At 59.9% G+C, this 21,223-nt stretch carries 26 protein-coding genes and 1 other RNA gene; 18 read left to right on the top strand and 9 right to left on the bottom strand.

The features are described from left to right. The first annotated feature begins 21 nt into the window (after positions 1-21). From CQ017_RS14720 to ssrA, 15 genes are all read left to right on the top strand, one after another. Positions 22-1,248 carry a CpaF family protein gene (locus CQ017_RS14720; protein WP_105554310.1) on the top strand — a complete coding sequence of 409 codons (1,227 nt, stop codon included), beginning with the start codon at positions 22-24 and terminating at the stop codon, positions 1,246-1,248. Further along, complete coding sequence (locus CQ017_RS14715; RefSeq protein ID WP_105554309.1) at positions 1,245-2,096, top strand: type II secretion system F family protein; 852 nt, start codon at positions 1,245-1,247, stop codon at positions 2,094-2,096. Before CQ017_RS14720 ends, CQ017_RS14715 begins: the two co-directional genes overlap by 4 nt. Continuing rightward, positions 2,093-3,034, top strand: coding sequence for a type II secretion system F family protein (locus CQ017_RS14710; protein WP_105554308.1), 942 nt, complete (start codon positions 2,093-2,095; stop codon positions 3,032-3,034). The genes CQ017_RS14715 and CQ017_RS14710 overlap by 4 nt, the downstream gene beginning before the upstream one ends. An 88-nt stretch (positions 3,035-3,122) precedes the next feature. Next, on the top strand, positions 3,123-3,326 hold the full coding sequence (locus CQ017_RS14705; RefSeq protein WP_374954808.1) for a hypothetical protein: 204 nt from the start codon (positions 3,123-3,125) through the stop codon (positions 3,324-3,326). A gap of 86 nt (positions 3,327-3,412) precedes the next feature. Further along, positions 3,413-3,760 (top strand): TadE family protein, encoded by a 348-nt coding sequence (locus tag CQ017_RS14700; protein ID WP_258133707.1) that lies wholly within the window; start codon positions 3,413-3,415, stop codon positions 3,758-3,760. Continuing rightward, positions 3,753-4,175, top strand: coding sequence for a hypothetical protein (locus tag CQ017_RS14695; protein ID WP_105554306.1), 423 nt, complete (start codon positions 3,753-3,755; stop codon positions 4,173-4,175). Before CQ017_RS14700 ends, CQ017_RS14695 begins: the two co-directional genes overlap by 8 nt. Positions 4,176-4,194: 19 nt before the next feature. After that, positions 4,195-4,632, top strand: a complete 438-nt coding sequence (locus CQ017_RS14690) for a hypothetical protein (protein ID WP_105554305.1) — start codon at positions 4,195-4,197, stop codon at positions 4,630-4,632. A 48-nt stretch (positions 4,633-4,680) separates the two neighbouring features. Beyond that, the gene (gene prfB, locus CQ017_RS14685; RefSeq protein WP_105554304.1) at positions 4,681-5,796 is read left to right on the top strand and encodes a peptide chain release factor 2; all 1,116 of its coding nucleotides are present in this window, start codon (positions 4,681-4,683) and stop codon (positions 5,794-5,796) included. A gap of 648 nt (positions 5,797-6,444) precedes the next feature. Next, positions 6,445-8,154: a sodium:solute symporter family protein gene (locus CQ017_RS14680; protein ID WP_105554303.1), complete on the top strand. Its 1,710-nt coding sequence runs from the start codon at positions 6,445-6,447 to the stop codon at positions 8,152-8,154. 2 nt (positions 8,155-8,156) lie between these two features. After that, a complete protein-coding gene (locus CQ017_RS18250; protein ID WP_219843951.1) occupies positions 8,157-8,282 on the top strand; it encodes a putative transporter small subunit in 126 nt (41 codons plus the stop codon). Between the two features lie 358 nt (positions 8,283-8,640). Next, positions 8,641-9,435 (top strand): cell division ATP-binding protein FtsE, encoded by a 795-nt coding sequence (gene ftsE, locus CQ017_RS14675; RefSeq protein ID WP_105554302.1) that lies wholly within the window; start codon positions 8,641-8,643, stop codon positions 9,433-9,435. Continuing rightward, on the top strand, positions 9,432-10,346 hold the full coding sequence (ftsX, locus tag CQ017_RS14670) for a permease-like cell division protein FtsX (RefSeq protein WP_105554301.1): 915 nt from the start codon (positions 9,432-9,434) through the stop codon (positions 10,344-10,346). The genes ftsE and ftsX overlap by 4 nt, the downstream gene beginning before the upstream one ends. A 60-nt stretch (positions 10,347-10,406) precedes the next feature. After that, the gene (locus tag CQ017_RS14665) at positions 10,407-11,870 is read left to right on the top strand and encodes a M23 family metallopeptidase (RefSeq protein ID WP_105554300.1); all 1,464 of its coding nucleotides are present in this window, start codon (positions 10,407-10,409) and stop codon (positions 11,868-11,870) included. 54 nt (positions 11,871-11,924) lie between these two features. Then, the gene (smpB, locus tag CQ017_RS14660) at positions 11,925-12,404 is read left to right on the top strand and encodes an SsrA-binding protein SmpB (RefSeq protein WP_105554299.1); all 480 of its coding nucleotides are present in this window, start codon (positions 11,925-11,927) and stop codon (positions 12,402-12,404) included. Positions 12,405-12,509: 105 nt separating this feature from the next. Further along, positions 12,510-12,878, top strand: a transfer-messenger RNA (tmRNA) gene (ssrA, locus tag CQ017_RS14655). A gap of 198 nt (positions 12,879-13,076) precedes the next feature. Here ssrA and CQ017_RS14650 read toward each other — a convergent pair. Further along, positions 13,077-13,406 carry a hypothetical protein gene (locus tag CQ017_RS14650; RefSeq protein ID WP_105554298.1) on the bottom strand — a complete coding sequence of 110 codons (330 nt, stop codon included), beginning with the start codon at positions 13,404-13,406 and terminating at the stop codon, positions 13,077-13,079. Between the two features lie 517 nt (positions 13,407-13,923). Between CQ017_RS14650 and CQ017_RS14645 the strand changes: the two genes are divergently transcribed. After that, positions 13,924-14,403, top strand: coding sequence for a DUF2568 domain-containing protein (locus CQ017_RS14645; protein ID WP_105554297.1), 480 nt, complete (start codon positions 13,924-13,926; stop codon positions 14,401-14,403). Between the two features lie 69 nt (positions 14,404-14,472). Here CQ017_RS14645 and CQ017_RS14640 read toward each other — a convergent pair whose 3' ends face one another. Genes CQ017_RS14640 through aroA form a run of 6 tightly spaced genes read right to left on the bottom strand, consistent with a single transcriptional unit; the run spans position 14,473 to position 19,136 of the window. Continuing rightward, a complete protein-coding gene (locus CQ017_RS14640) occupies positions 14,473-14,883 on the bottom strand; it encodes a CrcB family protein (RefSeq protein ID WP_105554296.1) in 411 nt (136 codons plus the stop codon). Then, positions 14,880-15,272: a CrcB family protein gene (locus CQ017_RS14635; RefSeq protein ID WP_181148554.1), complete on the bottom strand. Its 393-nt coding sequence runs from the start codon at positions 15,270-15,272 to the stop codon at positions 14,880-14,882. The genes CQ017_RS14640 and CQ017_RS14635 overlap by 4 nt, the downstream gene beginning before the upstream one ends. Next, positions 15,269-15,892 carry a metal-dependent transcriptional regulator gene (locus tag CQ017_RS14630; protein WP_105554295.1) on the bottom strand — a complete coding sequence of 208 codons (624 nt, stop codon included), beginning with the start codon at positions 15,890-15,892 and terminating at the stop codon, positions 15,269-15,271. Before CQ017_RS14630 ends, CQ017_RS14635 begins: the two co-directional genes overlap by 4 nt. A gap of 2 nt (positions 15,893-15,894) precedes the next feature. Further along, on the bottom strand, positions 15,895-16,689 hold the full coding sequence (locus CQ017_RS14625; RefSeq protein WP_105554294.1) for an inositol monophosphatase family protein: 795 nt from the start codon (positions 16,687-16,689) through the stop codon (positions 15,895-15,897). A gap of 12 nt (positions 16,690-16,701) precedes the next feature. Beyond that, entirely contained in the window at positions 16,702-17,796 is a 1,095-nt protein-coding gene (locus CQ017_RS14620; protein WP_105554293.1) for a ribosome small subunit-dependent GTPase A, read from the bottom strand. Beyond that, positions 17,796-19,136, bottom strand: coding sequence for a 3-phosphoshikimate 1-carboxyvinyltransferase (gene aroA / locus CQ017_RS14615; RefSeq protein WP_258133705.1), 1,341 nt, complete (start codon positions 19,134-19,136; stop codon positions 17,796-17,798). Before aroA ends, CQ017_RS14620 begins: the two co-directional genes overlap by 1 nt. Positions 19,137-19,338: 202 nt before the next feature. Here aroA and CQ017_RS14610 point away from each other — a divergent pair, with 202 nt between their 5' ends. Further along, the gene (locus tag CQ017_RS14610) at positions 19,339-19,989 is read left to right on the top strand and encodes a sigma-70 family RNA polymerase sigma factor (RefSeq protein WP_096284260.1); all 651 of its coding nucleotides are present in this window, start codon (positions 19,339-19,341) and stop codon (positions 19,987-19,989) included. A 2-nt stretch (positions 19,990-19,991) separates the two neighbouring features. Continuing rightward, a complete protein-coding gene (gene rsrA / locus CQ017_RS14605; protein WP_096283949.1) occupies positions 19,992-20,252 on the top strand; it encodes a mycothiol system anti-sigma-R factor in 261 nt (86 codons plus the stop codon). Positions 20,253-20,363: 111 nt separating this feature from the next. On the opposite strand, the gene CQ017_RS18570 is transcribed toward rsrA, so the two are convergent. Together CQ017_RS18570 and CQ017_RS14600 are read right to left on the bottom strand one after the other, a co-directional pair. Further along, positions 20,364-20,438, bottom strand: coding sequence for a 50S ribosomal protein bL37 (locus CQ017_RS18570; RefSeq protein ID WP_374954809.1), 75 nt, complete (start codon positions 20,436-20,438; stop codon positions 20,364-20,366). Between the two features lie 121 nt (positions 20,439-20,559). Further along, complete coding sequence (locus CQ017_RS14600; protein ID WP_105554291.1) at positions 20,560-21,165, bottom strand: GDSL-type esterase/lipase family protein; 606 nt, start codon at positions 21,163-21,165, stop codon at positions 20,560-20,562. Positions 21,166-21,223: the final 58 nt, after the last annotated feature.

Genomic DNA, 21,223 nt, shown 5'->3' with positions numbered 1-21,223 from the left:
GTTTCGGCTAAGGACTTTGACGTGGACGCGCTATCCATCGTGGAAGACGAAGTGCGAGAGCTGGTGCGCCGGCGCGGACTGGACCCTGGCAGACAACCTGCGCTCATCAGATCCCTGATTGACGATGTCTTGCGTGACTATGACGAACGTTCCCTGCTCGGCGCGGTCCCGGCCATCGGATCGCTCGATCAGGTTCGCCGTTCGGTCTTCGACAATGTGGCAGGATTCGGGGCGCTGCAACCGCTGCTCGATGACCCCAACGTCGAAGAAATATGGATCAACTCGCCGCAACAGGTTTTTTGCGCGCGTGGCGGGCAAAGCGAACTGACGCATATCAGGCTCGAATCCGACGAGGTAGCCGGCCTGGTGGAACGAATGCTGAAATCCTCTGGGCGCCGGTTGGATCTGTCCCAACCCTTCGTGGACTGCCAATTGCCCGATGGCTCCCGACTGCACGTAGTCATCCCGGACATCACCCACGAACACTGGGCGGTGAACATCCGTAAATTCATCGCCCGCGCAACGAAGCTCGAAGATTTGGTGGAAATCGGTTCGCTCAGCCAGGATGGGGCAGCCTTCTTAGGGTGGTCGATCGCCGCAGGGCTCAACGTGGTGGTCACCGGTCCTACCCAAGCTGGCAAGACGACGATGCTCAACTGTTTGGCATCCTCCATCGGATCGCGCGAACGCATCATCACCATCGAGGAGATCTTCGAACTGAATCTGGCCCTGCGCGATGTGGTCAGCATGCAAACCCGTCTAGCAAACTTGGAGGGCACCGGGGAAATCACCATGCGTCGGCTGGTCAAGGAAGCGCTACGCATGCGCCCGGACCGAATCATCGTAGGTGAGGTGCGCGAGGCCGAATCATTGGACATGCTCATCGCCTTGAACTCAGGCATCGCCGGACTGTGCACCTTGCACGCGAACTCTGCGCGCGATGCAATCACCAAGATCTGCACCCTGCCGCTGTTAGCCGGACCCAATATCACCAGCGACTTCACCGTGCGGACCGTGGCCGCCTGCATCGACCTGGTGGTGCACTGCACCCGCGACCCGAGCGGAAAACGCTACGTGCAGGAAATCCTCAGCGTGCGGGGCCGGGTGGAGGACGGCCAGTTCGAAACCTCAACGCTTTTCGAATACGGGCAGGGCGAGCTGAACCAGGCATCAGGAGCCGACTGGGCGCACGAGAAATTCGCGCTCGCCGGGATTAACGTCGCCCAATTGCTGATGGAACGCTCATGATCGCATTTCTAGGATTACTCGGCGGGCTGGGCATCGCGTTGATAGTGGACTGGCTGCTTTTCGACCCCACTCCGCCGCGGGCCAAACGCCAGTCGGCGATCCGGTTGTCCCTGCTGCGTGCGGGCATCGTAAGCCTGAGCCCGGCAAAATTTGTGGCGATCTGCGCGGCCAATGGACTGGTGTTCGTGCTGATCACCCTCGCTTTGACCGGTTCGTGGCTTTTTGCCAGCGTGTTTTTGCTCTTCGGGCTGTGGGCGCCATGGGTGTATCTGCGCCATCAGGCGGCTAAACGACAGGCGGCGTTGCACGAACAGTGGCCAGAGGTGGTTGATCACCTGCGCAGCGCCATCCGGGCCGGGCTATCGCTGCCCGAATCGTTGAGCCAGCTGGGCAGCATGGGACCAGAACTGCTGCGCCCGGCCTTTCGCGACTTCGCCCTGGACTATCGGGCCACCTCCAATTTTTCCATTGCACTTGAGCAATTGGGTGCGCGGCTGGCGGATCCGGTCTCCGATAAGATCCTGGCCACGCTGCGCATCACCCGCGAGGTCGGCGGTACCGACCTGGGGCAAACCTTGAGCACCCTGGCAGCATTTTTGCGCGATGACGTGCGCACCAGGGGAGAACTGGCCGCCCGCCAGTCGTGGATCGTTTCCGCGGCCCGGCTGGCGGTTGCGGCCCCCTGGATCCTGTTGCTGGTGCTCGGTACCCAAGACGCGGCGAAAAACGCCTACCTGACCTCGGGCGGAGTGGTAGTACTCATCGCTGGACTGCTCATCTCGCTGTTCTGCTATCGGGTGATGCTGCGCCTTGGCACGTTGCCGGTCGAAGAGCGGGTGCTGGCATGAACTCGCTGATCCCGTGGGCGGTGCTGTGCGGCTTCGGCTTCGGCCTGGGCTTATGGATGATCATCGTCAACCTGCCCGCTTGGCGTCCGATGTCCTTCGCCGAACGCGTTGCCCCGCACATCCGTGTGGGCATGCGTTCTTCGAGGATGCTCGAAGATTCCTGGCGGGCCGAATCGCGGAGCCCGGCGGTGGTGCAATTCGCTGCGCCGCTGCTGAACCAGATCAAACGCCTCGCCAGCCTGCACAGCCCCGGCACCGAGACCGTACGCAAGCGGCTTCGTGCCGCAGGATTGAAAGCCAGCGTTGTGGACTACCGCTCGCAAGAGATCATCTGCGCGCTGTTTGGCCTGCTGGCCGGCTCGGCGCTCATGGCCCTGCTCGCGCTGAGCCGGCCCATAAATTTCGCTTTCGCTCTCATCGTGGCGCTCGGCTGCGGCATGCTCGGGTTCATGGCCCGTGGATGGTGGCTGAACGAACAGATTCAGCGTCGTGCCCGCAAGGTTCTCACGCAATTCCCCACGGTTGCGGAGGTTCTCGCCCTCACTGTGGGAGCCGGTGAATCGACCACCGGGGCGATCGAACGGATCTCGCGTATCTGCCATGGGGTGATTGGCGATGAATTCACCGAAACGCTCAACGAAATCCACGCCGGCAACTCGATGATTCAGGCAATGCAGAATATGTCCGATCGTATCCAAGTTGGGGCGATGACCAGGTTCGTCGACGCGATCGTCGTGGCCACAGAGCGAGGCACGCCGCTGGCACAGGTGCTCCGAGATCAGGCTCAAGATGTGCGTGATGCCTCCAAGCGAGAGCTGATGGAAGTTGCCGGAAAACGTGAAATCAGCATGCTGATTCCAATAGTTTTTGGAGTCCTGCCGTTGACCATCGTATTTGCGGTGTTCCCCGGCCTAGCACTCTTGGAGATGAGCTATTGACAATTTGCCGCAAGATCACAGTATTTGCCAAACGCAAAAAATGTTAGGAAGTAATCCCATGTCAAGCTTCCAATCGTGGCTTCTGATCATGTCACTACGGCTGTCCGAAGGTTGCCAGAATTTCTGGCGTCAATTCACGGTGAAGCTGCGCGAAGAGCGCGGCGACGTCCCCGGATGGGTCATGATCACCTTAATGTCCGCTCTGCTCGTTGCCGCGTTGTTGGCCATCGCTGGTCCGCGTTTGCAAGACCTCTTCAACCAGGCGATCGATCGAGTCTCTGGATTAGGCTGAGCCAGGGGTCCGCGAAGATGAGCAGCGCCGCGACCGTGGTACGACGTCGCTTCCGGAGACAAGGCCCGGATGAGGCAGGATCGGCCGTGGCCGAATTCGTTATGATCACCAGCTTGCTGATCGTCATCACGTTAACGCTGATTCAACTGACGCTGGTGCTCCATGTGCGCAATACGCTCACCGACGCGGCGGCCAACGGCGCGCACTACGGGGCGTTGGCAAACCGAACTCCAGCCGACGCGGGCGGTCGAACCCGCCTGTTGATTGCCGAATCCTTGCATAGTGGTTTCGCCCAAAACGTGCAGGTGTCAACGAGCGCGGTTGGGGAAAGCCAGCTAGTGAGCGTCACCGTGTCGACGCGGGTGCCGTTGATCGGGCTACTGCCCAACGGGTGGAATTTGAGTGTTCGCGGCGATGCGGTGCGTTATGGCTAAAAGTACGCCCCGTGCCTCGCACGATGAAGGCAGCGCCATCGTGGAATTTGTGTTCGCCTCCACGGTTTTGCTGATCCCAATGATTTACCTGATCCTCGCGGCCGGTCAACTCCAGGCAGGATCCTATGCAGTGGTCGGCGCGGCCGACCAAGCCGCCAAGGTCTTCGCCGTCGCCGATACTCCCGCCCAGGCGCATTCCAACGCCCATCAGGTGGTGGAGCGTGCGATGAATAACTTCGGTTTATCCGGTGCCAGCACGCAGATATCCTGCGATCTTGATTGTCTGAGCCCCGGTAGCATCGTCACGATTCAAGTGTCCTTGCGCGTGCAGCTGCCGTTTGTCTCCGACTACTTTGATGTCTCCGTTTTCACCGTCGACGCTGCCTCGACACAACGAATCGACCGTTTTGGATAGCGGCGGGAGGTGGCCGAGGTTGCTGCGTACTGCCCGCGCCGAGGACGGGCAGTCGCTGGTGCTTGCCATTGGGTTGTGCGCGATCACCTTGTTGACTATCTCGGTGGTGCTCGCCGCCAGCGCGGTGAACCTCAAAGCGCGCCAGCTTTTGTCCGTCGCCGATGGTGCGATTGTCGCGGCCGTGGATGAGTTCGAATTTGTAGCCGACGGAGGTCAGCCACGGATCGAACTGAACCAGGCTCAAGTGCGGGCGGCAGTTCAGCGCTATCTGCAGGATGTGGACGCGGGACAGCGTGTCGATAATCTTGCCATTGGATCGGTACAGATTCTGCCCGATGGCCAAGGCGCGCGTTTATCTCTGACTGGTTCGGTGCAGCCACCGATCATCGGGTGGATCGTCCCGTCCGGGGTGAATATCAGCGTCAATTCCTCCGCGCGCACCGTTTTGAGCAGATAGTGTCGCGAGCTTAAGCCGTCCGCTTTCATGGCGTAGGCTTAGATAACTATGGCAAAAACTGACTTCTCCGCTGAAATTCGTTCGCTTCGATCCACTTTCTCTGCGATTGAGGACGTAAGCGACGTTGCTCAAATCAAGGCCGATATCGCCATGCTTTCGGAAGAGGCCGGTGTCCCTGACCTATGGGATGATCCAGCCAGCGCGCAAGTTGTCACTAGCAAGCTGTCCCATCGCCAGACAGAACTTGAACGCCTGAATAAGTTGCGCACGCGAATTGACGATCTTGAAGTTCTCGTGGAACTTGCCGAAATGGAAGACGACGACGAAACCCTGGTCGAAGCGGACAAGGAACTCATCTCGATCCACAAGGCGCTGGATGAGCTGGAAATCGTCACATTGCTCAATGGCGAGTTCGATTCGCGCGGTGCGGTGGTGACGATCCGTGCCGGAGCCGGCGGCGTCGATGCCGCAGACTTCGCCGAAATGCTGTTGCGCATGTACCTGCGCTGGGCGGAAAAGCACGGTTACAAGGCCACCGTAATGGATACCTCCTATGCGGAAGAAGCAGGGTTGAAATCCGCTACCTTCGAAATCGACGTGCCATACGTCTTCGGAACTCTTTCCGTCGAAGCCGGAACCCACCGCCTGGTACGGATCTCACCATTCGACAATCAAGGGCGCCGTCAAACCTCCTTCGCTGCGGTGGAAGTTGTGCCCCTGATCGAACAGACCGACACCATCGAAATACCCGAATCCGAGCTTCGAGTGGACGTCTTCCGATCCTCGGGACCAGGCGGCCAAAGCGTGAACACCACCGACTCGGCGGTCCGCATGACGCACATTCCCACTGGCACCGTGGTGTCGATGCAGAACGAGAAATCACAAATCCAGAACCGCGCCGCCGCCTTGCGCGTCATGCAGTCGCGTCTGTTGCTGATTAAGAAGCAACAGGAAAGTGCGCAGAAGAAGGAGCTGGCTGGAGACGTTAAAGCATCGTGGGGTGATCAGATGCGCTCCTACGTGCTCAACCCTTATCAGATGGTTAAGGACCTGCGTACCGAACACGAGGTCGGCAACACTCAGGCGGTACTCGACGGTGAAATCGATGATTTCATTGACGCTGGAATCCGTTGGCGAGCGGGAAACCGACGCCCCGCGAACTAACTCAAAGGCCTGGAACTGAAATAGTTTCAGGCTTTTTTGTTTCCAAATTTCTCTAATTTTTAGAACTAAAAAGTTCAAGTTTATCGCCGATTTCGAGGCGATATCCTAGGAATTCAGCTACCTGAAAATCGAGTACATGCTAGGATGAAATGGTTGCTGCGGGCATTGCACCCTGCGGTTTTCGCGATTCTAGTAGCTCAGAACCCGCTCGATGTAGGCACCTTGGCCTCTTTGAAGCCGTCGGAAGCGCCATCGATAATGGCAGGTAGACGCGAAAATTAGGTGCATCATTTTGCGAGACCACGGCAACGAATGAACAACCGAGAATCTATGGATTTGAACGGATGTTCGCGCGCAATTGTGTGTGGCATTTCGGTTTTTAAGGAAAGAAATCGCATTAATGCGACCGTGCTGTCCCGGAATCGGGGCAGCTCTTTGCGTGCCAGTACAAGGATGCGAAGTAACTGAAAACGATACGTAACGATGAGTGAAGGAAGTGATTGATGGATAGAGGGCTTATGTACGTCGGCTAAGCGAATCCTCGCGAATCATTTCGCGGGATGAGACGTGCGAACCACGCATCAAAGGTTCCGAGGCTTGCCTCGGAAGATGCCAATTCTCAACTACGTCGTTTGAAGGAGGTGGCGTGTGAACAACCCGGAAACGGTCGGTTTCAGCGCCTTGATCATCGTACTTTTACTGGTCTTATTCTATGGGGGAACTTTTTTTGTTTCCACGAAGATTGGCCAGAAAAATGAAAACGCCGACGGTTACATGACCGCAGGCAATAAAATCGGATTCGGAATCTCCGCGGCCAGTATGACCGCGACATGGATCTGGGCATCCTCAATGTATGCCTCCGCCGCCTCGGGCTACACCTACGGCATCAGTGGTCCTATTCACTACGGTCTCTGGGGCGCCCTGATGATTCTGTTCATCTACCCGTTCGGTAAGCGGATCCGTAAAGTCGCACCGAAGGCCCATACCCTGGCCGAAGTTATGCACGCCCGCCACGGTCGCTCTAGCCAGCTGATGCTAGCCGGTTCGAACATCGTCGGTTCGGTCATTTCATTGATGTCCAACTTCATCGCCGGTGGCGTGCTCATCTCCATGCTCTCTCCCTTCAACTTCATTCAAGGCGTACTCGCGGTAGCCGGTGGCGTACTGCTCTACACGCTGTGGTCCGGATTCCGCGCCTCGGTTCTCACCGACTTCATGCAAGTTATGGCGATGCTTGGTGCCGTGGCAATCATCGTCCCGTTCATTTTCTTCGCTGCAGGATTCCCCGCGGCGTTCGAGACCGGTGCCGGCAACCTGAGCGCCCAACAGTCGAACTTCTTCTCTTCCGAAGCATTCCTGAACCAGGGTGCCCCGTATATCGCAGCGGTGTTGGCTTACGCAATCGGTAACCAAACCATCGCACAGCGTCTGTTCGCTGTTCGCGAGGATTTGATCAAGCCGACCTTCATCACCGCCACCATCGGCTACGGCGCCATGGTTATCGGTGTCGGCATGATCGGCGTACTAGCCCTGTACCTAGGCTTCGAACCAACCGATGGCAACGTCAACAACATCATTCCGGAAATGGCCATGAGCTACCTGCCTGGTATCTTGTTGGCTCTGTTCTTCGTGATGATCATCGGTGCGCTTTCATCCACCGCTGACTCGGACCTAGCTGCTTTGTCATCGATCATGATGGCCGATGTTTACGGTCAGAACGTTGCAGGCAAGAAGAAAGCCAATCCGAAGACCATGTTGTTGGTTGGACGTATCACGATGATCGTGGCAACGGTCTTGGCGGTCTGCCTCGCTAGTTTGCAATTGAACATCCTTGACCTTTTGGTCTTCGTCGGTGCACTCTGGGGAGCTTTGGTGTTCCCAGTGCTTGCCAGCTTCTACTGGAAAAAGGTCACAAACAAGGCCTTCACCGCAGCGGTATTGGCCGCCTTGGCTGTTTTCATTCCGGTGCGTTTCGACTTGATTCCAATGGTCGGATTCACCGCCATAGTCATTGAGCTCCTGGCGATTCTTGGTATCGGCATTGTGCTTGGTCTGATGAGTTTCGGCTTCTTTGGGCTGCGTCCTGCATTGATCGTCGGCACCATCGCCTCGCTCGTCGCAGCACCATTCTGCTTCGGCTTCTTGCGTGACTACACGACCTTGACCGCCTCGCTCGTCGCTTACTCGGTGAGTACCTTGATTTGTTACTTCATGTCGTTCCGTTCCAAGGAAGACTTTGACTTCGCGGTCATCGCCGAGCGCGCTGGCGACTTCGACCCGGTCGAAGAACTAATCAGCACCGCCACAAGTGGTGCGGATAAAACCGAAGGTACGAATACTCCGAAGGGGAAGGGATAAACATGCTGGCACTCACCATTTACGTATTGGCCTGGCCCGTGGTCGTTGCCGGAGTGGCGATCTTTATTGGCAGGGCCTTCATCATCGAGGCCCGCGCAGCAAAGCGCAATGGCCACCCGCTGATCTAGCATTCTAAATTCGGGGGGTAAGTGCCGGTCATGTGCCGACGCTTACCCCCGAGATATTTAACAGCGGCCAGATCAGATCCCTTGTTGGATAGGCCGGGCCCTTGAATTATCCGGAAGTACCGCTGATGTGCGGAAGGTCACCGGGGCCACTTGTTTGACGAAAAAGTAGTCAGGTCACCGTGTTTCACGGTTTGCGCCAAGCCTGTGGAAACAGCATGAATGTGACAACACACCGTCCCAGCCGCACGCGATGTTCACGTTGCACCGATAAGGTTTGGAAGACTGGCGCATCAAAAACGTTCGATCTCGACCTGAGTTTCCGTGGGTCGCGCCCCGACGGCAACTAGCGATTGAAGACATGATTAAATTCGAAAATGTCTCGATGGTTTACGAGCCGAAGCAGAAGAATGCTGCTTTGAATGACGTAAACATCGAGGTTAACCGTGGCGAATTCGCCTTCTTAGTTGGAGAATCCGGCTCGGGAAAGTCTACTTTTCTGAGCTTGATACTGCGCGAAAAACGAGCCACGGACGGAGCGGTATACGTTGCAGGTCAAAACCTGAACCGTATCCCGAGCCGACGCGTGCCCAAATTGCGCCGCGACATCGGATTCGTGTTCCAGGACTTCAGACTGCTTCGCGAACGGACCGTGTTCGATAACGTCGCGTTTGCGATGGAAGTTATCGGTGCCTCACGCGCGCAAATTCGTGAACGTGTTCCGGACGCGCTGAGAATGGTCGGACTAGAAGATAAGGCCCGCCGTAAACCAACCGAACTTTCAGGTGGCGAGCAGCAGCGTGTGGGTATTGCCCGCGCCATCGTGAACAAGCCATCGATCCTGCTTGCCGATGAGCCGACTGGTAACCTCGACCGCAAAAACAGCGTCGAGGTCATGAACGTGCTTGATCGGATTAACCAGAACGGCACCACCGTGCTGATGGCCACGCACGCACACGAACTGGTCAGCGAATTCCGTCATCGCGTCATTGAACTGAGTAAGGGCAACGTCGTCCGCGACGAAGCTGATGGTCAGTACACGGCGATGACTACCGTAATTAATCAAGATGGTTCTCGCGAGCTGCTCACCGGTGAGGCCGCTAAGGAAGCATCTGGCGAGCTCGCAACGAACGTAGAGAAGGACGAGGACCAGTGAGACTAGGATTCATCCTCCGCGAGGCTGCTAAGGGCCTTCGGCAAAATGTCATCATGGTCGTCTCTGTTGTTTTGGTGACTTTCGTATCCCTGACCTTCGTGGGCGCTTCGGCGTTGCTGCAGCTGCAGATCAACCAGATGAAGGGTTACTGGTATGACCGCATGGAAGTTGCGGTCTTCTTGTGCGACGACAACACCGCCGCGCCGAATTGCGCCGGCGAGGGGGTCACCGATGAGCAGCGCACGAGTATCCAGCACCTGCTGGAATCTGACGAGATGGCTCCGTACATCAAGGAATTCGCGTATGAGTCGAAGTCTGATGCGCTGAAGAACTTCAAGGAGCAGTACAAGAACTCCTCACTTGTCGATCAGGTCACCGAAGATCAGCTTCCGGAATCGTTCCGTGTTGGGCTAGTTGACCCGGAGAAATATCCGGTGATCAACGAGGCGTTCTCCACAGTAGCGGGCGTGGATTCGGTGGTGGACCAACGCGAACTTTTGGAAAAGGTTTTCCAGCTCGTACGAGTAGCATCGGCCGCCGCGGCGGTGGTGGCGATCGTGATGATTGCCTGCGCGGTGCTGTTGACCGGCACGACCATTCAACTTTCTGCGATGCACCGGCGTCTGGAAACCACGATTATGCGTTTAGTCGGCGCTTCGAAAACGACCATTCAACTTCCGTTTATTATCGAAGGCGTGATTGCCTCCGTTATCGGTGGTTTACTTGCTTCGGGCACCCTGTGGCTGCTTGTGAAGTTCCTTGTTCAAGATAAACTCGCCAACGAAAACGTTGGAGTTGCCTTCATTTCGACGAATGAAGTTCTACTCGTTGCTCCAGGGCTCTTGATTATTGGTATCGTTTTGGCCACAATTTCTTCAGTGGTAACGTTGAAGCGTTACCTGAAGGTTTAGTTGTTCGTTATCTTTGGTCGAACTTCAGAACTTGATGCACAAAAACCTCTAAGGAGCAGTATGCTGTCCAACGCGGTGCGACGTAAGTTCCTACGCGCCACCATCGGTGGAGCCCTTGCTTTGTCACTTACTTTGCCGGCGGGGATCGTACTCGCCGACGAATTGGATGACCGTAAGGAAAAGGTCGAACAGAACATCGACAACCTCGAACAGGATATGGAAGTCCTAGACGCGGATATCGTTGAGACGGATCGCAAGCTGCGAGAGCAACAAGCACAAGTTCCGGTGGCAGAAGCGGCCTTGGCTGACGCGCAAAGCCGTGTAGCGAATGCCCAAGCCACCGTCGCTGACCTGACGAATCGGTTGATCAGCGCCCAGGCCACGCGTGACAAGGTTGCCAAGGCGATCGAAGAAAACGCAGCCAAGATTGCTGAAGCTGAAAACACCATGGCGCAGATCGCCTCCGAGGCATACAAGCGCGGTGGAGTTTCTAGTGGTCTAGACATGATCCTGAACATGGACTCAGCCACTGCCATGGCCGAAGGTCTCGACATGGCCAATAGGGCTATGGATTCTCAGAACGCCGTATATAACGATCTGGCGCAAGAGAAGGCAACGGACGAAAGCAACAAACTTCGCCTGGCCGCCGTAGAGGAAGAAATTTCTTCGCTCAAGGGGCAAGCCGAAGAAGCTCTCGCGCAGGAACAGGGCGCTCGCGATGCAGCGCAATCGGCCAAAGATGAACTGAACGCCCTCGTGGCCAGCACCGAATCACTCAGTGCCGAGCTGGAATCTAAGAAGCCGCAGATTCAGGCGAAGCTGAAGTCGCAAGAGCAGGAATACGCCACGGTTAACCAGCAGATCAAAGAACGCCAAGAGCGCTTGATCCGCGAAGAAGCCGAGCGCAAGCGCAAGGCGGAGGAGAAAGCTCGCAAGGAAGCCGAGGCGGAGCGTCAGCGCATCGCCAAAGAGAAGGCAGCCTACGAGGCCGAGCAGGAGCGCCAAGCCGCCGAAGCGAAGCGGAAGCAGCAGACGTACAAGAAGAAGCAATACGTCGCTCCCAAGGCAAAACCGAAAACCGAATCCCGCGCGGAACCAAGTAGCTGGGGCTTGATCAAGCCAACGAGCAGCTCGCGTATTACTTCCAGCTTCGGCTGGCGTCCGACCCCGGCGGGAACCATCGACTACACCGGTCGCGGCGGCTATGTTCACGCAGGCGTTGACTGGGGCTTCGGTGGCCAGTGTGGTTCGCCGGTTGTCGCAGCTACCAGTGGTGAAGTGTGGTTCGCCGGATGGGGTGGTTCCTCGGGCAACAAGGTGACTGTTTCGCACGGTGTCGTCAAGGGCAAGGCTTTGGCAACGAACTACCACCACCTTTCACGTATCGCTGTGAGCAACGGCCAGCACGTCAACCAGGGCCAGGTCGTCGGGTACGTGGGCACCACCGGCAACTCGACCGGTTGCCACCTGCACTTCGAAACGATCATCAACGGTTCGCACGTGAACCCATTGGGACTTCTCTAGCGTTAGACTTGTTATTTGTGCGCGGGAATCCGCCCGCGACATGCAAGGAGTGTCATGGCTAAGAAGAACCAAGAAGATCGCATCATCGCGAGCAACCGCAAAGCGCGCCACGATTTTGAGATTCTAGATACCTTCGAAGCGGGCATGGTGCTGACAGGGACCGAGGTCAAGTCGCTGCGCGAAGGTAAAGCTTCGCTGGTGGACGGATTCGGCCAGTTCTACCGCAATGAGCTCTACATTGAGAATTGCTACATTCCTGAGTACCTGAACGGTTCGTGGACTAATCATGCCGCACGCCGCCGCCGCAAGCTCTTGCTGCATCGTGCAGAACTGCTTAAGATCGAACGAAAAATCTCTGAGTCAGGCCTGACCATCGTCCCGCTGAAGTTGTACTTCAAAGACGGGCGCGCGAAGATCGAAATCGGCGTGGCTCGCGGTAAGCGCGAATACGATAAGCGACAGACGCTGCGTGAACAGCAAGATAACCGCGAAGCACTGCGTGCAATGCGAGAGCGTAATCGCGGACACGCATAAGCGTGAGGCGAAACTCGTTGGGATACCCTCCAAGATTGCGCTATGATTGTTTAACGCACCTTTGGTGTGGTTGTACCCGGGAAACCGGGACTGACAACAAAATACGGGGATGATCGGTTTCGACGGTGTGAGTCGCGACAGATGAAGCGGGCCGAGGATGCAAAGTTATCTCGTAAACGCTCTTTGCAAAACAATAAGTGCCGACTCAAAGCGCACTGACTTCGCTCTCGCTGCCTAAGCAGCCAGACAGTCCGTAAGCCAGGGGATGCTATCGCCCCTGTACCTTACGTCATTTAGATAGCCCCTGTATCCAGCGGCCGTTACCGCTGTTGGGTACATATTTTGGTAACTGTGCCTGGATCAACCACATGTTTGCGTGATGGTTGGGGCAGAGAAAATCCGCAGCAAACTGCGCCCGGAGAAGACCTGGCAACACCACATCGGACGGGAGTTCAATTCTCCCCATCTCCACGTATTTTAGCCCCGGGATCCTAGTGATCCCGGGGCTTCTTTTTTGCTCGACGCCCAAATCGGCTTGACCATTGGCCGCGCGACCATGGCTCAACACGATACGCGGCACCTCGTTACCTTCCAATCGTTTCTTTCAATCAAGGTCCGAGGGATCCTCGCGGAAAATGGCAACGCTACTGCTGCTGTCCGGCGTTCTCGGGGTCATATGATGCAGCTGAGGCGACGCGTATCCCACCCGGACATCACAGCCTCGGCGTAGGCATGCGCGGCCTGAAGGTACACCCAGTAGGCGTCCTCGACGGTGATCACGAATGAACTTGTCTCCGGCGATTCCCAGCTTGTGGTTCCGTGCTGCGGTGTCCAGCCTTTGAAGGCTGCGATGCTTCGAGCTACCAGACCATTGAGGTATTGGTTTATTTTCTCGTCGGCTGATTGCTGCGGGTTCTCCGGCGTGGTGAGCTCATTGGCATAGTAGCGCAGCTCGGTGGAACCGATGTTGGCCCCAGTTCCCGACTCAAAGGCGGGCGTCATCCGAGATCCCGGGGCACTTCATCGGCGGTAAAGCCGGCAAGGGGCAGCGCAACTGCCAGGGGGTGCGGGGCTAATCTCGTCAGGAATCCTCCGTCAGGCATCGGCAGGAGTTGTATCGTTCGGGGTGGAGAAATATCGTCAGACGATGCAGAACCACGGCCACCTGCCCAGCGGTTTCGTGGGAAAATCTTTCGGCCGGCAATTACTGCGAGCAATAATCCAGCGGATAGGGCAGATCCAGGCAGAGTGGTCGAGGACGAATCGCTTACGGAACCTTGCGGAACCTTGCGGTGGCCGCGGCAATGAATATTGATGGCGCAACGTTTGCAACTCGACTAACTCCGGTCTCCAGCAGGCTTCGGACCACCGGTTTCGGGCCCTCCCAGCTGTGGATATGATAGGTAACAAGGAGCCTTGCGAGCGAGTCCATGTCGCGGGGCTGCCGTTTACCACCTAGACTTAAACAGAACGGCCAAGCCGATGGCCAGATCGCTGAAACGGAGTGAGATCGAAAACGATGGGTAAAAACGGTTCCCAGCGGGTATCACCGGCAATTTCGGCAATCTATGCTGTGATCGCGTTCCTCCTCGAGGTTGGATTGCTTTTCGCCGCCGCGCTGGCCGCCATCGCATTCATTCCCTGGCCGACGATTCCAGCGATCCTCGTGGTCGTGGTGCCTTTGCTGATCATCTGGGCGCTGTTCTTCTCGCCTAAGGCGAAGTTCCGGCTCCGCTTGCGCACACGCTTGATGCTCATTCATCTGATTTACCTGGTCGGTGCCTACGTGCTCTGGCTGAGCGTGGATCATTCATTCACCGATCAATCGCAAATCTGGGCGATCGCGATGCTTTCCTTGACTGGAATTAGCGCAATCTTGATTCTGGCTACCGGCGGATATGTGGTTCCACATGACCGCGAGAAGCGTGCACCGGTCGCGCCGCAACCTGCACAGGATGCCAAGCGCAGCCAAAATCGTGGACGCCGCGCGGCACGCTAAGTTTTCGCTGCAAGTAATGAGGGGCTCGGTCGGCTGACCGGGCCCTTGCTCATACCCGCCACGCAAGGTTTAGACGTTCAGCAACCAGCCCAGCAGCCCGGCGGTTCCGGCCAGTGACAGCGTGCCTAACAGGAACATGATGGCGCGGGCGCGGTTTACCTCGTAGAGCAGGTGGAAGCCGACGAAGAGGGTGCTTGCCGTCGTCAACGAACCGCAGAATCCGGTCGTCAGCAACCATAGCCGGTCCGCGGTAGATGTGCTGCCGGCGAAGTTATCCCGAGCGAGCTCTAGTCCGTGAGCGTGCGCATAGCCAAGGAAAAGGCCCAGCGCGAAGGTTCCAACGATGTTGGCGGCGAGGATTCCGAGCGGCCAGCCACGCCAGAGGCTGTGGGTATCGCCATGGGTGGCAGGAAGCGCTCTGTCAAGCAGATATCGTCCCACCGCGCCCAGCGCCCCAGCCAGCAGCAAGAGCCCGATCATGGGCGGCCCTCGGACGCTGGGACCAGACGCAGGATGACTCGGTGGGTGGTGAAGACCGCGGCCAGGCACAGGGCGACGGTCAGGGCCAAATAGCCCAGGTAGCCGGTGGCGCTCATCGCGGTGAAGAGCAGCAGCACGGTGGACAGGGTGGTGAATGCGCCACAGAAACCGGTACCGGCGGCCAGCTGGAGCAGCGGATTCAATGGCCTGCGGGCGCCGTAGGCGCTCAGCCCGGCCAGGGCGGTGCTGCCCAGCACATTGACCAGCAATGTCGACGCGGCCCACTCGTTGGCTGGCAGGAGCATGTCCACCCCGACCCGGACGTAGGCTCCGAGTGCGCCGCCAATTGCTACCGCAAAGAGCCGGTAGACGGTCTCCCTGCGGATCACAGTTCGCGAACCCAGATCAGCGATGCCGAGATGTAATCCAGGCCGTGCGGAATCTCGATAACCGCTCCGGGGACGAGCCCCAGGTCCTTGGCGCGGCGCAGGAAATCCGGGTCCTCGTCGCTGACCCGGCAAATGACCGCGCGCGGTCCGTCGAAGCGGTCCAGCCGTTGCGCATCGCGTGCGGCCAGCACGCCGGCGGCCGAGGGGATTGCGTCTCCGTGCGGGTCTACCGCCGGGTGGCCCAGACGTGCATGCAGCGCGTCGATGAATCGGTCGGTGACGGTATGCTCGAGCTGTTCAGCCTCGTCGTGGACCTCGTCCCAGCCGTAGCCGAGCTCATCGCGCAGGAAGGTCTCCAGGATGCGGTGCCGGCGCACCATGCGCAGCGCTTCGCGCCGCCCGGTGGCGCGAAGCGAGATGGCCCCGCGCGGAATATGGTCCACCAGGTTCTTGGCCGCCAGCTTTTGCACCATCGCGGTGGCCGAGGCGGGGGACAGGCCCAGCTGGTCGGCCAGCGCACCGGTGCCGACCGGTGTCTCTTCCCACTCGGTGAGCAGGTACAGCGCCTTGAGGTAGTCTTCCTCGCTGGTGGTCAGCTTGCGCGGATCATATCCGGGCATGGCTAGCCGCGGTTCAGATAGGGCAGGATCGCGTCGTGCAGCTTCCCGTTGCTGGCCAGCGCGTTGCCTTCGTGGCAGCCCTCCACGCCGGCGATGCTGGTGAAGCGGCCACCGGCCTCGCGTACGACGGGGACCAGCGCGGCCATGTCGTAGAGCTCCAGTTCCGGTTCGAAGGCGGCGTCCACCGCGCCCTCGGCGACCAGCGCGTAGGACAGGAAATCGCCATAGCCGCGGGTGCGCCAGGCCGTCCCAAGCAGTTCGAGCAGGCCATCGAGCTTGCCGCGCTCCTTCCAGCCGTTCAGCGACGCGTAGGACAGCGAGGCGTCGGGCAGTTCGGCCACCGCCGAGACCGCCAAGCGGCGTTGGCCTTCGCTGCCCGGCTCGGTGACGAATGCCCCCAGCCCGGTGGCCGCATGCCAGCGGCGGGAAAGCGCCGGAGCGGAAACCACGCCGAGCACCGGCTCGTCGTCGATGAGCAGCGCGATCAGCGTCGCCCACACCGGCACGCGGCGCACGAAGTTCTTCGTCCCGTCGATCGGGTCGATGACCCAGCGCCGGGACCCGGTGCCGTGCACCCCGAATTCCTCGCCGAGCACCGAATCTTCGGGGCGGTGCGCGGCGAGCTCTGCGAGGATCAGTTCCTCGGCGCCGCGGTCCGCGTCGGAGACCGGGGTCATATCGGGTTTGGTTTCCACCCGCAGGTCGTTGGAACCGTAGCGGGCCAAGGTGAGCGCATCGACCTTATCGGCCATCGCCAAGGCGAATTCAAGGTCTTGCTGCAAGGTGTATTCGGCCATGGTGTGGTGGCGCTAGAGCGCGCCCAGCTCCTTCTCGTGCGTGGTGTCCTCGGTGGTGATCAGTCGGCGGTAGGAAGCCAGCCGGGAGGCGGCGGCCGGAGGCGTTTGCGGATCCTGCACCCAGGCTTCCAGCGCGCAGCCGGCGGCGTTGGCCTGGTGGTTGCAGCCGCGCGGGCAGCCGGTGGCGATATCTGCCAGCTCCTCGAAAGCGCCCAGGATATTGTCCGGATCCACCAGGCCCAGCCCGAAGGACCGGATGCCGGGGGTGTCGATCAGCCAGCCGCCGGCGGCCTCGCCCAGGCGCAGCGCCAGCGCATTCGATGAGGTGTGCCGGCCGCGGCCGGTCACCGAGTTCACCTGCCCGGTGGCACGGGTGGATCCGGTCAGCGCGTTGACCAGCGTGGATTTGCCCACCCCGGAATGGCCGAGCACCACCGAAACGCAGCCCGAGAGCAGTTCTTCGAGTTCCTCCAGCGCGCCGACCGCTAGCCGGGCGCTGGATCCGTCGGCACCGCGCGCATCCACGCCGGTGGCCTCATCCCCGGTGGTGCGCGAGATGACTACCGGCAGCGCCAGCCCCTCGTAGTGGCCCAGGAATTCGGCCGGGTCCTTCACATCGGCCTTGGTCACGCAGAGCACCGGCTGGATCCCGGCATCATAGGCGGCCACCAGGGCGCGGTCCACGAAGCCGGTGCGCGGCTCGGGGTTGGCGGCGGCGACCACGATCACCAGCTTGTCGACATTCGCCACGACCACCCGCGCGGTCGCGTCGGTGTCATCGGCGCTGCGGCGCAGCAGCGTGGTGCGTTCCTCGATGCGCACCAGCCGTGCCAGGGTGTCCGGCTTGCCGCTGGTGTCGCCGACCAGCGCCACCAGATCCCCGGGCACGACCGCCTGGCGGCGCAGCTCGCGGGCGCGCGCGGCGACCACGATCCGCTCCTCGGGCGTGTCCTCGTCCAGGATTGCCGTGTAGCGGCCGCGGTCCACGGTGATGATGCGTCCGATGACCGCCTTCTCGTAGGCCGGGCGCTCCTTGGTGCGCGGGCGGGAGCCCTTCTTGTTGGGCCGGACCCGCACCGTGAAATCGTCGTATTCGCTGTAGCTCATCAGCCTGCCTGACCCGGTGCGCCGGGCGCTGCGGTGCTGGCCATCTGCGCCCAGAGCTGCGGGAAATCGGGCATGGTTTTTGCGGTGGTGGCGATGTTCTCCACGCGCACCCCTTCGATGGCCAGACCCAGCAGCGCGCCGGCGGTGGCCATCCGGTGGTCCTCATAGCTGTGCAGGTCCGCCGCCTGCAGCGCCCCGGGTTCGATGCGCAGCCCATCCTCGGTGGCGCGCACCCGGGCGCCCACCTTGGACAGCTCGGTTTCCAGCGCGGCGAGCCGGTCGGTTTCGTGGCCGCGCAGATGCCCGATGCCGTGCAGCGTACTCGGCGCATCGGCCAGCACGCACAGCGCCGCCAGGGTGGGAGCCAGTTCGGAGGCGTCCGCGTAGTCGATCCCGTGGATGGTTCCGGAACCGCGCACCGAGAGCACCCCGTCCGCGGAGCGCGAGACCTCGGCGCCCATGGCGCTGAGGATCTGCACCCATTTGCCCCCGACCTGGGTGGTGTTTTCGGGCCAGAAAGGCACCCGCACGGTGCCCGCGGTGGCCAGCGCCGCGGCCAGGAACGGTCCGGCATTCGAGAGATCCGGTTCCACGGTGACGGTGAAGCCGGCGATGGCGCCGGGAGCGATCTGCCAGCCGCGCCCGTCGGCGTCTTCCGCGACCGCAACGCCTAGTTCGCGCAGCGTGGCCACGGTCATCAGGATGTGGTCGGGGCTGGCGATATGCCCTGCGGCGGCCCGCAGGTGCAGCCCGCCGGGCAGCGCATGCCCGATGAGCAGCATCGCGGAAATGAATTGGGAGCTGGCCGAAGCGTCGATGGTGACCGATTCGCGCGCGGCCACCGCGGAGGCATCCATGGTGAAGGGCAGCATGGAGGGCTGTGCGTGGAAATCGAATTCGACGCCGAGCGCGGCCAGCGCGTCGAGCACCGGGGCCATCGGGCGCACCCGGGCGGCGGGGTCCCCGTCAAAGTGGACCTTCGCCCCGGTGACTGCCGCCAGTGCGGGCACAAAGCGCATCACGGTGCCGGCCAACCCGCAGTCCACGCGCGGGGTTTCGGCGCCCGCGGGGCCACCGGGGGTGAGCACCACCGTGGTGGAGCCGTCCTCCTGCGCGGTTCGCTGAACGCGCACGCCGAACTGCTCCAGAGCACGCAGCATCAGTTCCGTATCGCGGCTGATCAGCGTGTTGTGGATCGTGGAGGGTGAATCTGCCAGCGCGGCCAACACCAGATACCGGTTGGTGAAGGATTTCGACGCCGGAACGCTCACCGTCGCATCCAGCGCGCCGGAGGCAAAAGGTGCCTCCCACCAGTTCAGCTCGCTTCCATGAGTGCTCACAGAGATAATCGCACTTCCTTCAAATCAGCCGTCGGACTCTTGGCACAATTCTAGCCGAGAGCGTGGCGGGAATATCCGCATAGCTACCGCGGTTGAGATAAGTGTGACGACGATTGAAGACATTCAGACGCAGCAGACGGCTTGCCCCGGTGTGAGCCGCACCCTGTCCAGCCATCGGGCCAAGCGCGTAGACTCTGTGGTGATGACTGATAACACCGTGGACACGGACTTGCCCGATGTGAGCAAGGAGACCGATCAACAACGTCGCGAGCGCTTCGAACGCGATGCGCTGGGCTATGTCGACCAGCTGTACTCGGCGGCGCTGCGCATGGCGCGCAACCCGTCGGACGCCGAAGATTTGGTGCAGGAGGCCTTCACGAAGGCCTACTCGGCATTCCATCAGTACAAGCCCGGCACGAATCTGAAGGCTTGGCTGTACCGGATTCTGACGAACACCTACATCAACCTGTACCGCAAGCGGCAGCGCGAGCCGCAACGCACCTCCACCGACACGGTCGAGGACTGGCAGATGGCCGCCGCGATGGAGCATTCCTCCACCGGGTTGCGCTCCGCCGAGGCCGAGGCCTTGGACCACCTGCCGGACTCCGATGTGAAGGCTGCGCTGCAGTCCATCGGCGAGGACTTCAGGATGGCTGTCTACTTCGTGGACGTCGAGGGCTTCAGCTACAAGGAAGCGGCCGAAATCCTCGGGGTGCCGATCGGCACGGTGATGTCTCGGTTGCATCGCGGACGCAAGTCGTTGCGTGAACTACTCGCAGATTATGCAGCCGACCGCGGCATCAAGCCGGCGGAGAGCAAAACCAAGGCCACAGCGAAGAAAGCAGAGAAGTAGCGATGGACTGTAACTCATTGGGGGATTGCGCCGATGACCGCATGGTGCGCATCTATGAATACCTAGACGGTGCGTTGACGCTCAATGACCTCAAAGACGTCAAGGCACACCTGGACCACTGCCCGGAATGCACCGAGCAGTACGACCTGGAATGCATTATCCGTTCGGTGGTGCGCCGCAGCTGCCAGGAGCATGCCCCGCAGCAGCTGAAGGCGAATATCATCACGCGTATTTCGCAGATTCGGATCGAATCCGGACACTGATTTTCACGCTTTTGCCGCCGGTGCGAGGCGCAGGCGGCCAAAGGGCATAAGAAAAACCCCGTATCCTTCGAAAAACTTCGAATGCTACGGGGTTCTTTTTACTCGCATCGCTTAGCTGTTTGGGCGCTTGCCATGGTTGGCACCGCCACGCTTGCGATCTTTACGCTTACGCGAACGCTTCGACATGGTGACTCCTTTGCGCGATCAATATTTCTCTTCCCGATTTCTCGGGTCGGCTAGTAGTCTTTCACACCTTGATGTGATTTCCCTAACCAGAGGCCCGGGCCGCGATTCGCGGTCCGACGGCTTAGCTGGCGTCGGGTTCGGGCAGGTCCAGCCAGGAGTACCAGCCGCGGTGCAGCACCAGCCACGCCATCAGCCCGTAGCCGGCCTGTCCGGGCACTCCGCCGGAAGCCGTCAGGTCGCTGCGCCACTGCGAATGCGCCCGCAACGGGGTGAAGGTGTCGATGTAGTGGTGGTTGCGGCGCAGGGCCACATCCGAATAGACCCGGTTCAATTCCGCGACACGTTCGTTGCGCGCGTCGTCCAAGCCCGGGGCCGGGCCGACGAGCAAGGCCTTGATGCTCATCTGCGAGGCCGAGTCGAGAATGTTGGCCAGGTTCAGCCGGCTGCGCGCGGTGGTCAGCCCGAGGTCGACGTCGCGATCGGAGAGCGCGATGACCAGGCGGTTTTCCACCTGATCGCCGAAACGGCGGGAGGCTTCCCCCATCCAGCGTTCGGCTAAGGCCTCGGAACCTTCGGCGGGGCTGGCGAGCACGAAGGACTGCAAGCGCAATGCCGGGTCCTGGGTCCGAGCCAGCACGCGGCCGAACCAGCCCAGCGCACGCGGGTCGCCATGTCCTGCAAGTAGCTCATCGCCGATGGCGGTGATGCGGATGGTGCGAAACTCCAACTTGGCGACCTTTCGTTGGGAAATCTAAATCTTTGTCAACCTTAGCAGTGTTGACTTG

The sequence above is a fragment of the Arthrobacter sp. MYb224 genome, assembly GCF_002975455.1.
Lineage (GTDB): Bacteria > Actinomycetota > Actinomycetes > Actinomycetales > Micrococcaceae > Glutamicibacter.
This window is presented reverse-complemented; position numbering and strand designations above follow the sequence as displayed.

Coding starts and splice junctions, on each gene's coding strand:
- CQ017_RS14715 (WP_105554309.1), top strand. CDS start 1,245: ATGATCGCATTTCTAGGATTACTCGGCGGGCTGGGCATCGCGTTGATA.
- CQ017_RS14710 (WP_105554308.1), top strand. CDS start 2,093: ATGAACTCGCTGATCCCGTGGGCGGTGCTGTGCGGCTTCGGCTTCGGC.
- CQ017_RS14705 (WP_374954808.1), top strand. CDS start 3,123: ATGTCACTACGGCTGTCCGAAGGTTGCCAGAATTTCTGGCGTCAATTC.
- CQ017_RS14695 (WP_105554306.1), top strand. CDS start 3,753: ATGGCTAAAAGTACGCCCCGTGCCTCGCACGATGAAGGCAGCGCCATC.
- prfB (WP_105554304.1), top strand. CDS start 4,681: ATGGCAAAAACTGACTTCTCCGCTGAAATTCGTTCGCTTCGATCCACT.
- CQ017_RS18250 (WP_219843951.1), top strand. CDS start 8,157: ATGCTGGCACTCACCATTTACGTATTGGCCTGGCCCGTGGTCGTTGCC.
- ftsE (WP_105554302.1), top strand. CDS start 8,641: ATGATTAAATTCGAAAATGTCTCGATGGTTTACGAGCCGAAGCAGAAG.
- CQ017_RS14665 (WP_105554300.1), top strand. CDS start 10,407: ATGCTGTCCAACGCGGTGCGACGTAAGTTCCTACGCGCCACCATCGGT.
- smpB (WP_105554299.1), top strand. CDS start 11,925: ATGGCTAAGAAGAACCAAGAAGATCGCATCATCGCGAGCAACCGCAAA.
- CQ017_RS14650 (WP_105554298.1), bottom strand. CDS start 13,406: ATGACGCCCGCCTTTGAGTCGGGAACTGGGGCCAACATCGGTTCCACC.
- CQ017_RS14645 (WP_105554297.1), top strand. CDS start 13,924: ATGGGTAAAAACGGTTCCCAGCGGGTATCACCGGCAATTTCGGCAATC.
- CQ017_RS14640 (WP_105554296.1), bottom strand. CDS start 14,883: ATGATCGGGCTCTTGCTGCTGGCTGGGGCGCTGGGCGCGGTGGGACGA.
- CQ017_RS14630 (WP_105554295.1), bottom strand. CDS start 15,892: ATGCCCGGATATGATCCGCGCAAGCTGACCACCAGCGAGGAAGACTAC.
- CQ017_RS14625 (WP_105554294.1), bottom strand. CDS start 16,689: ATGGCCGAATACACCTTGCAGCAAGACCTTGAATTCGCCTTGGCGATG.
- CQ017_RS14620 (WP_105554293.1), bottom strand. CDS start 17,796: ATGAGCTACAGCGAATACGACGATTTCACGGTGCGGGTCCGGCCCAAC.
- CQ017_RS14610 (WP_096284260.1), top strand. CDS start 19,339: ATGACTGATAACACCGTGGACACGGACTTGCCCGATGTGAGCAAGGAG.
- rsrA (WP_096283949.1), top strand. CDS start 19,992: ATGGACTGTAACTCATTGGGGGATTGCGCCGATGACCGCATGGTGCGC.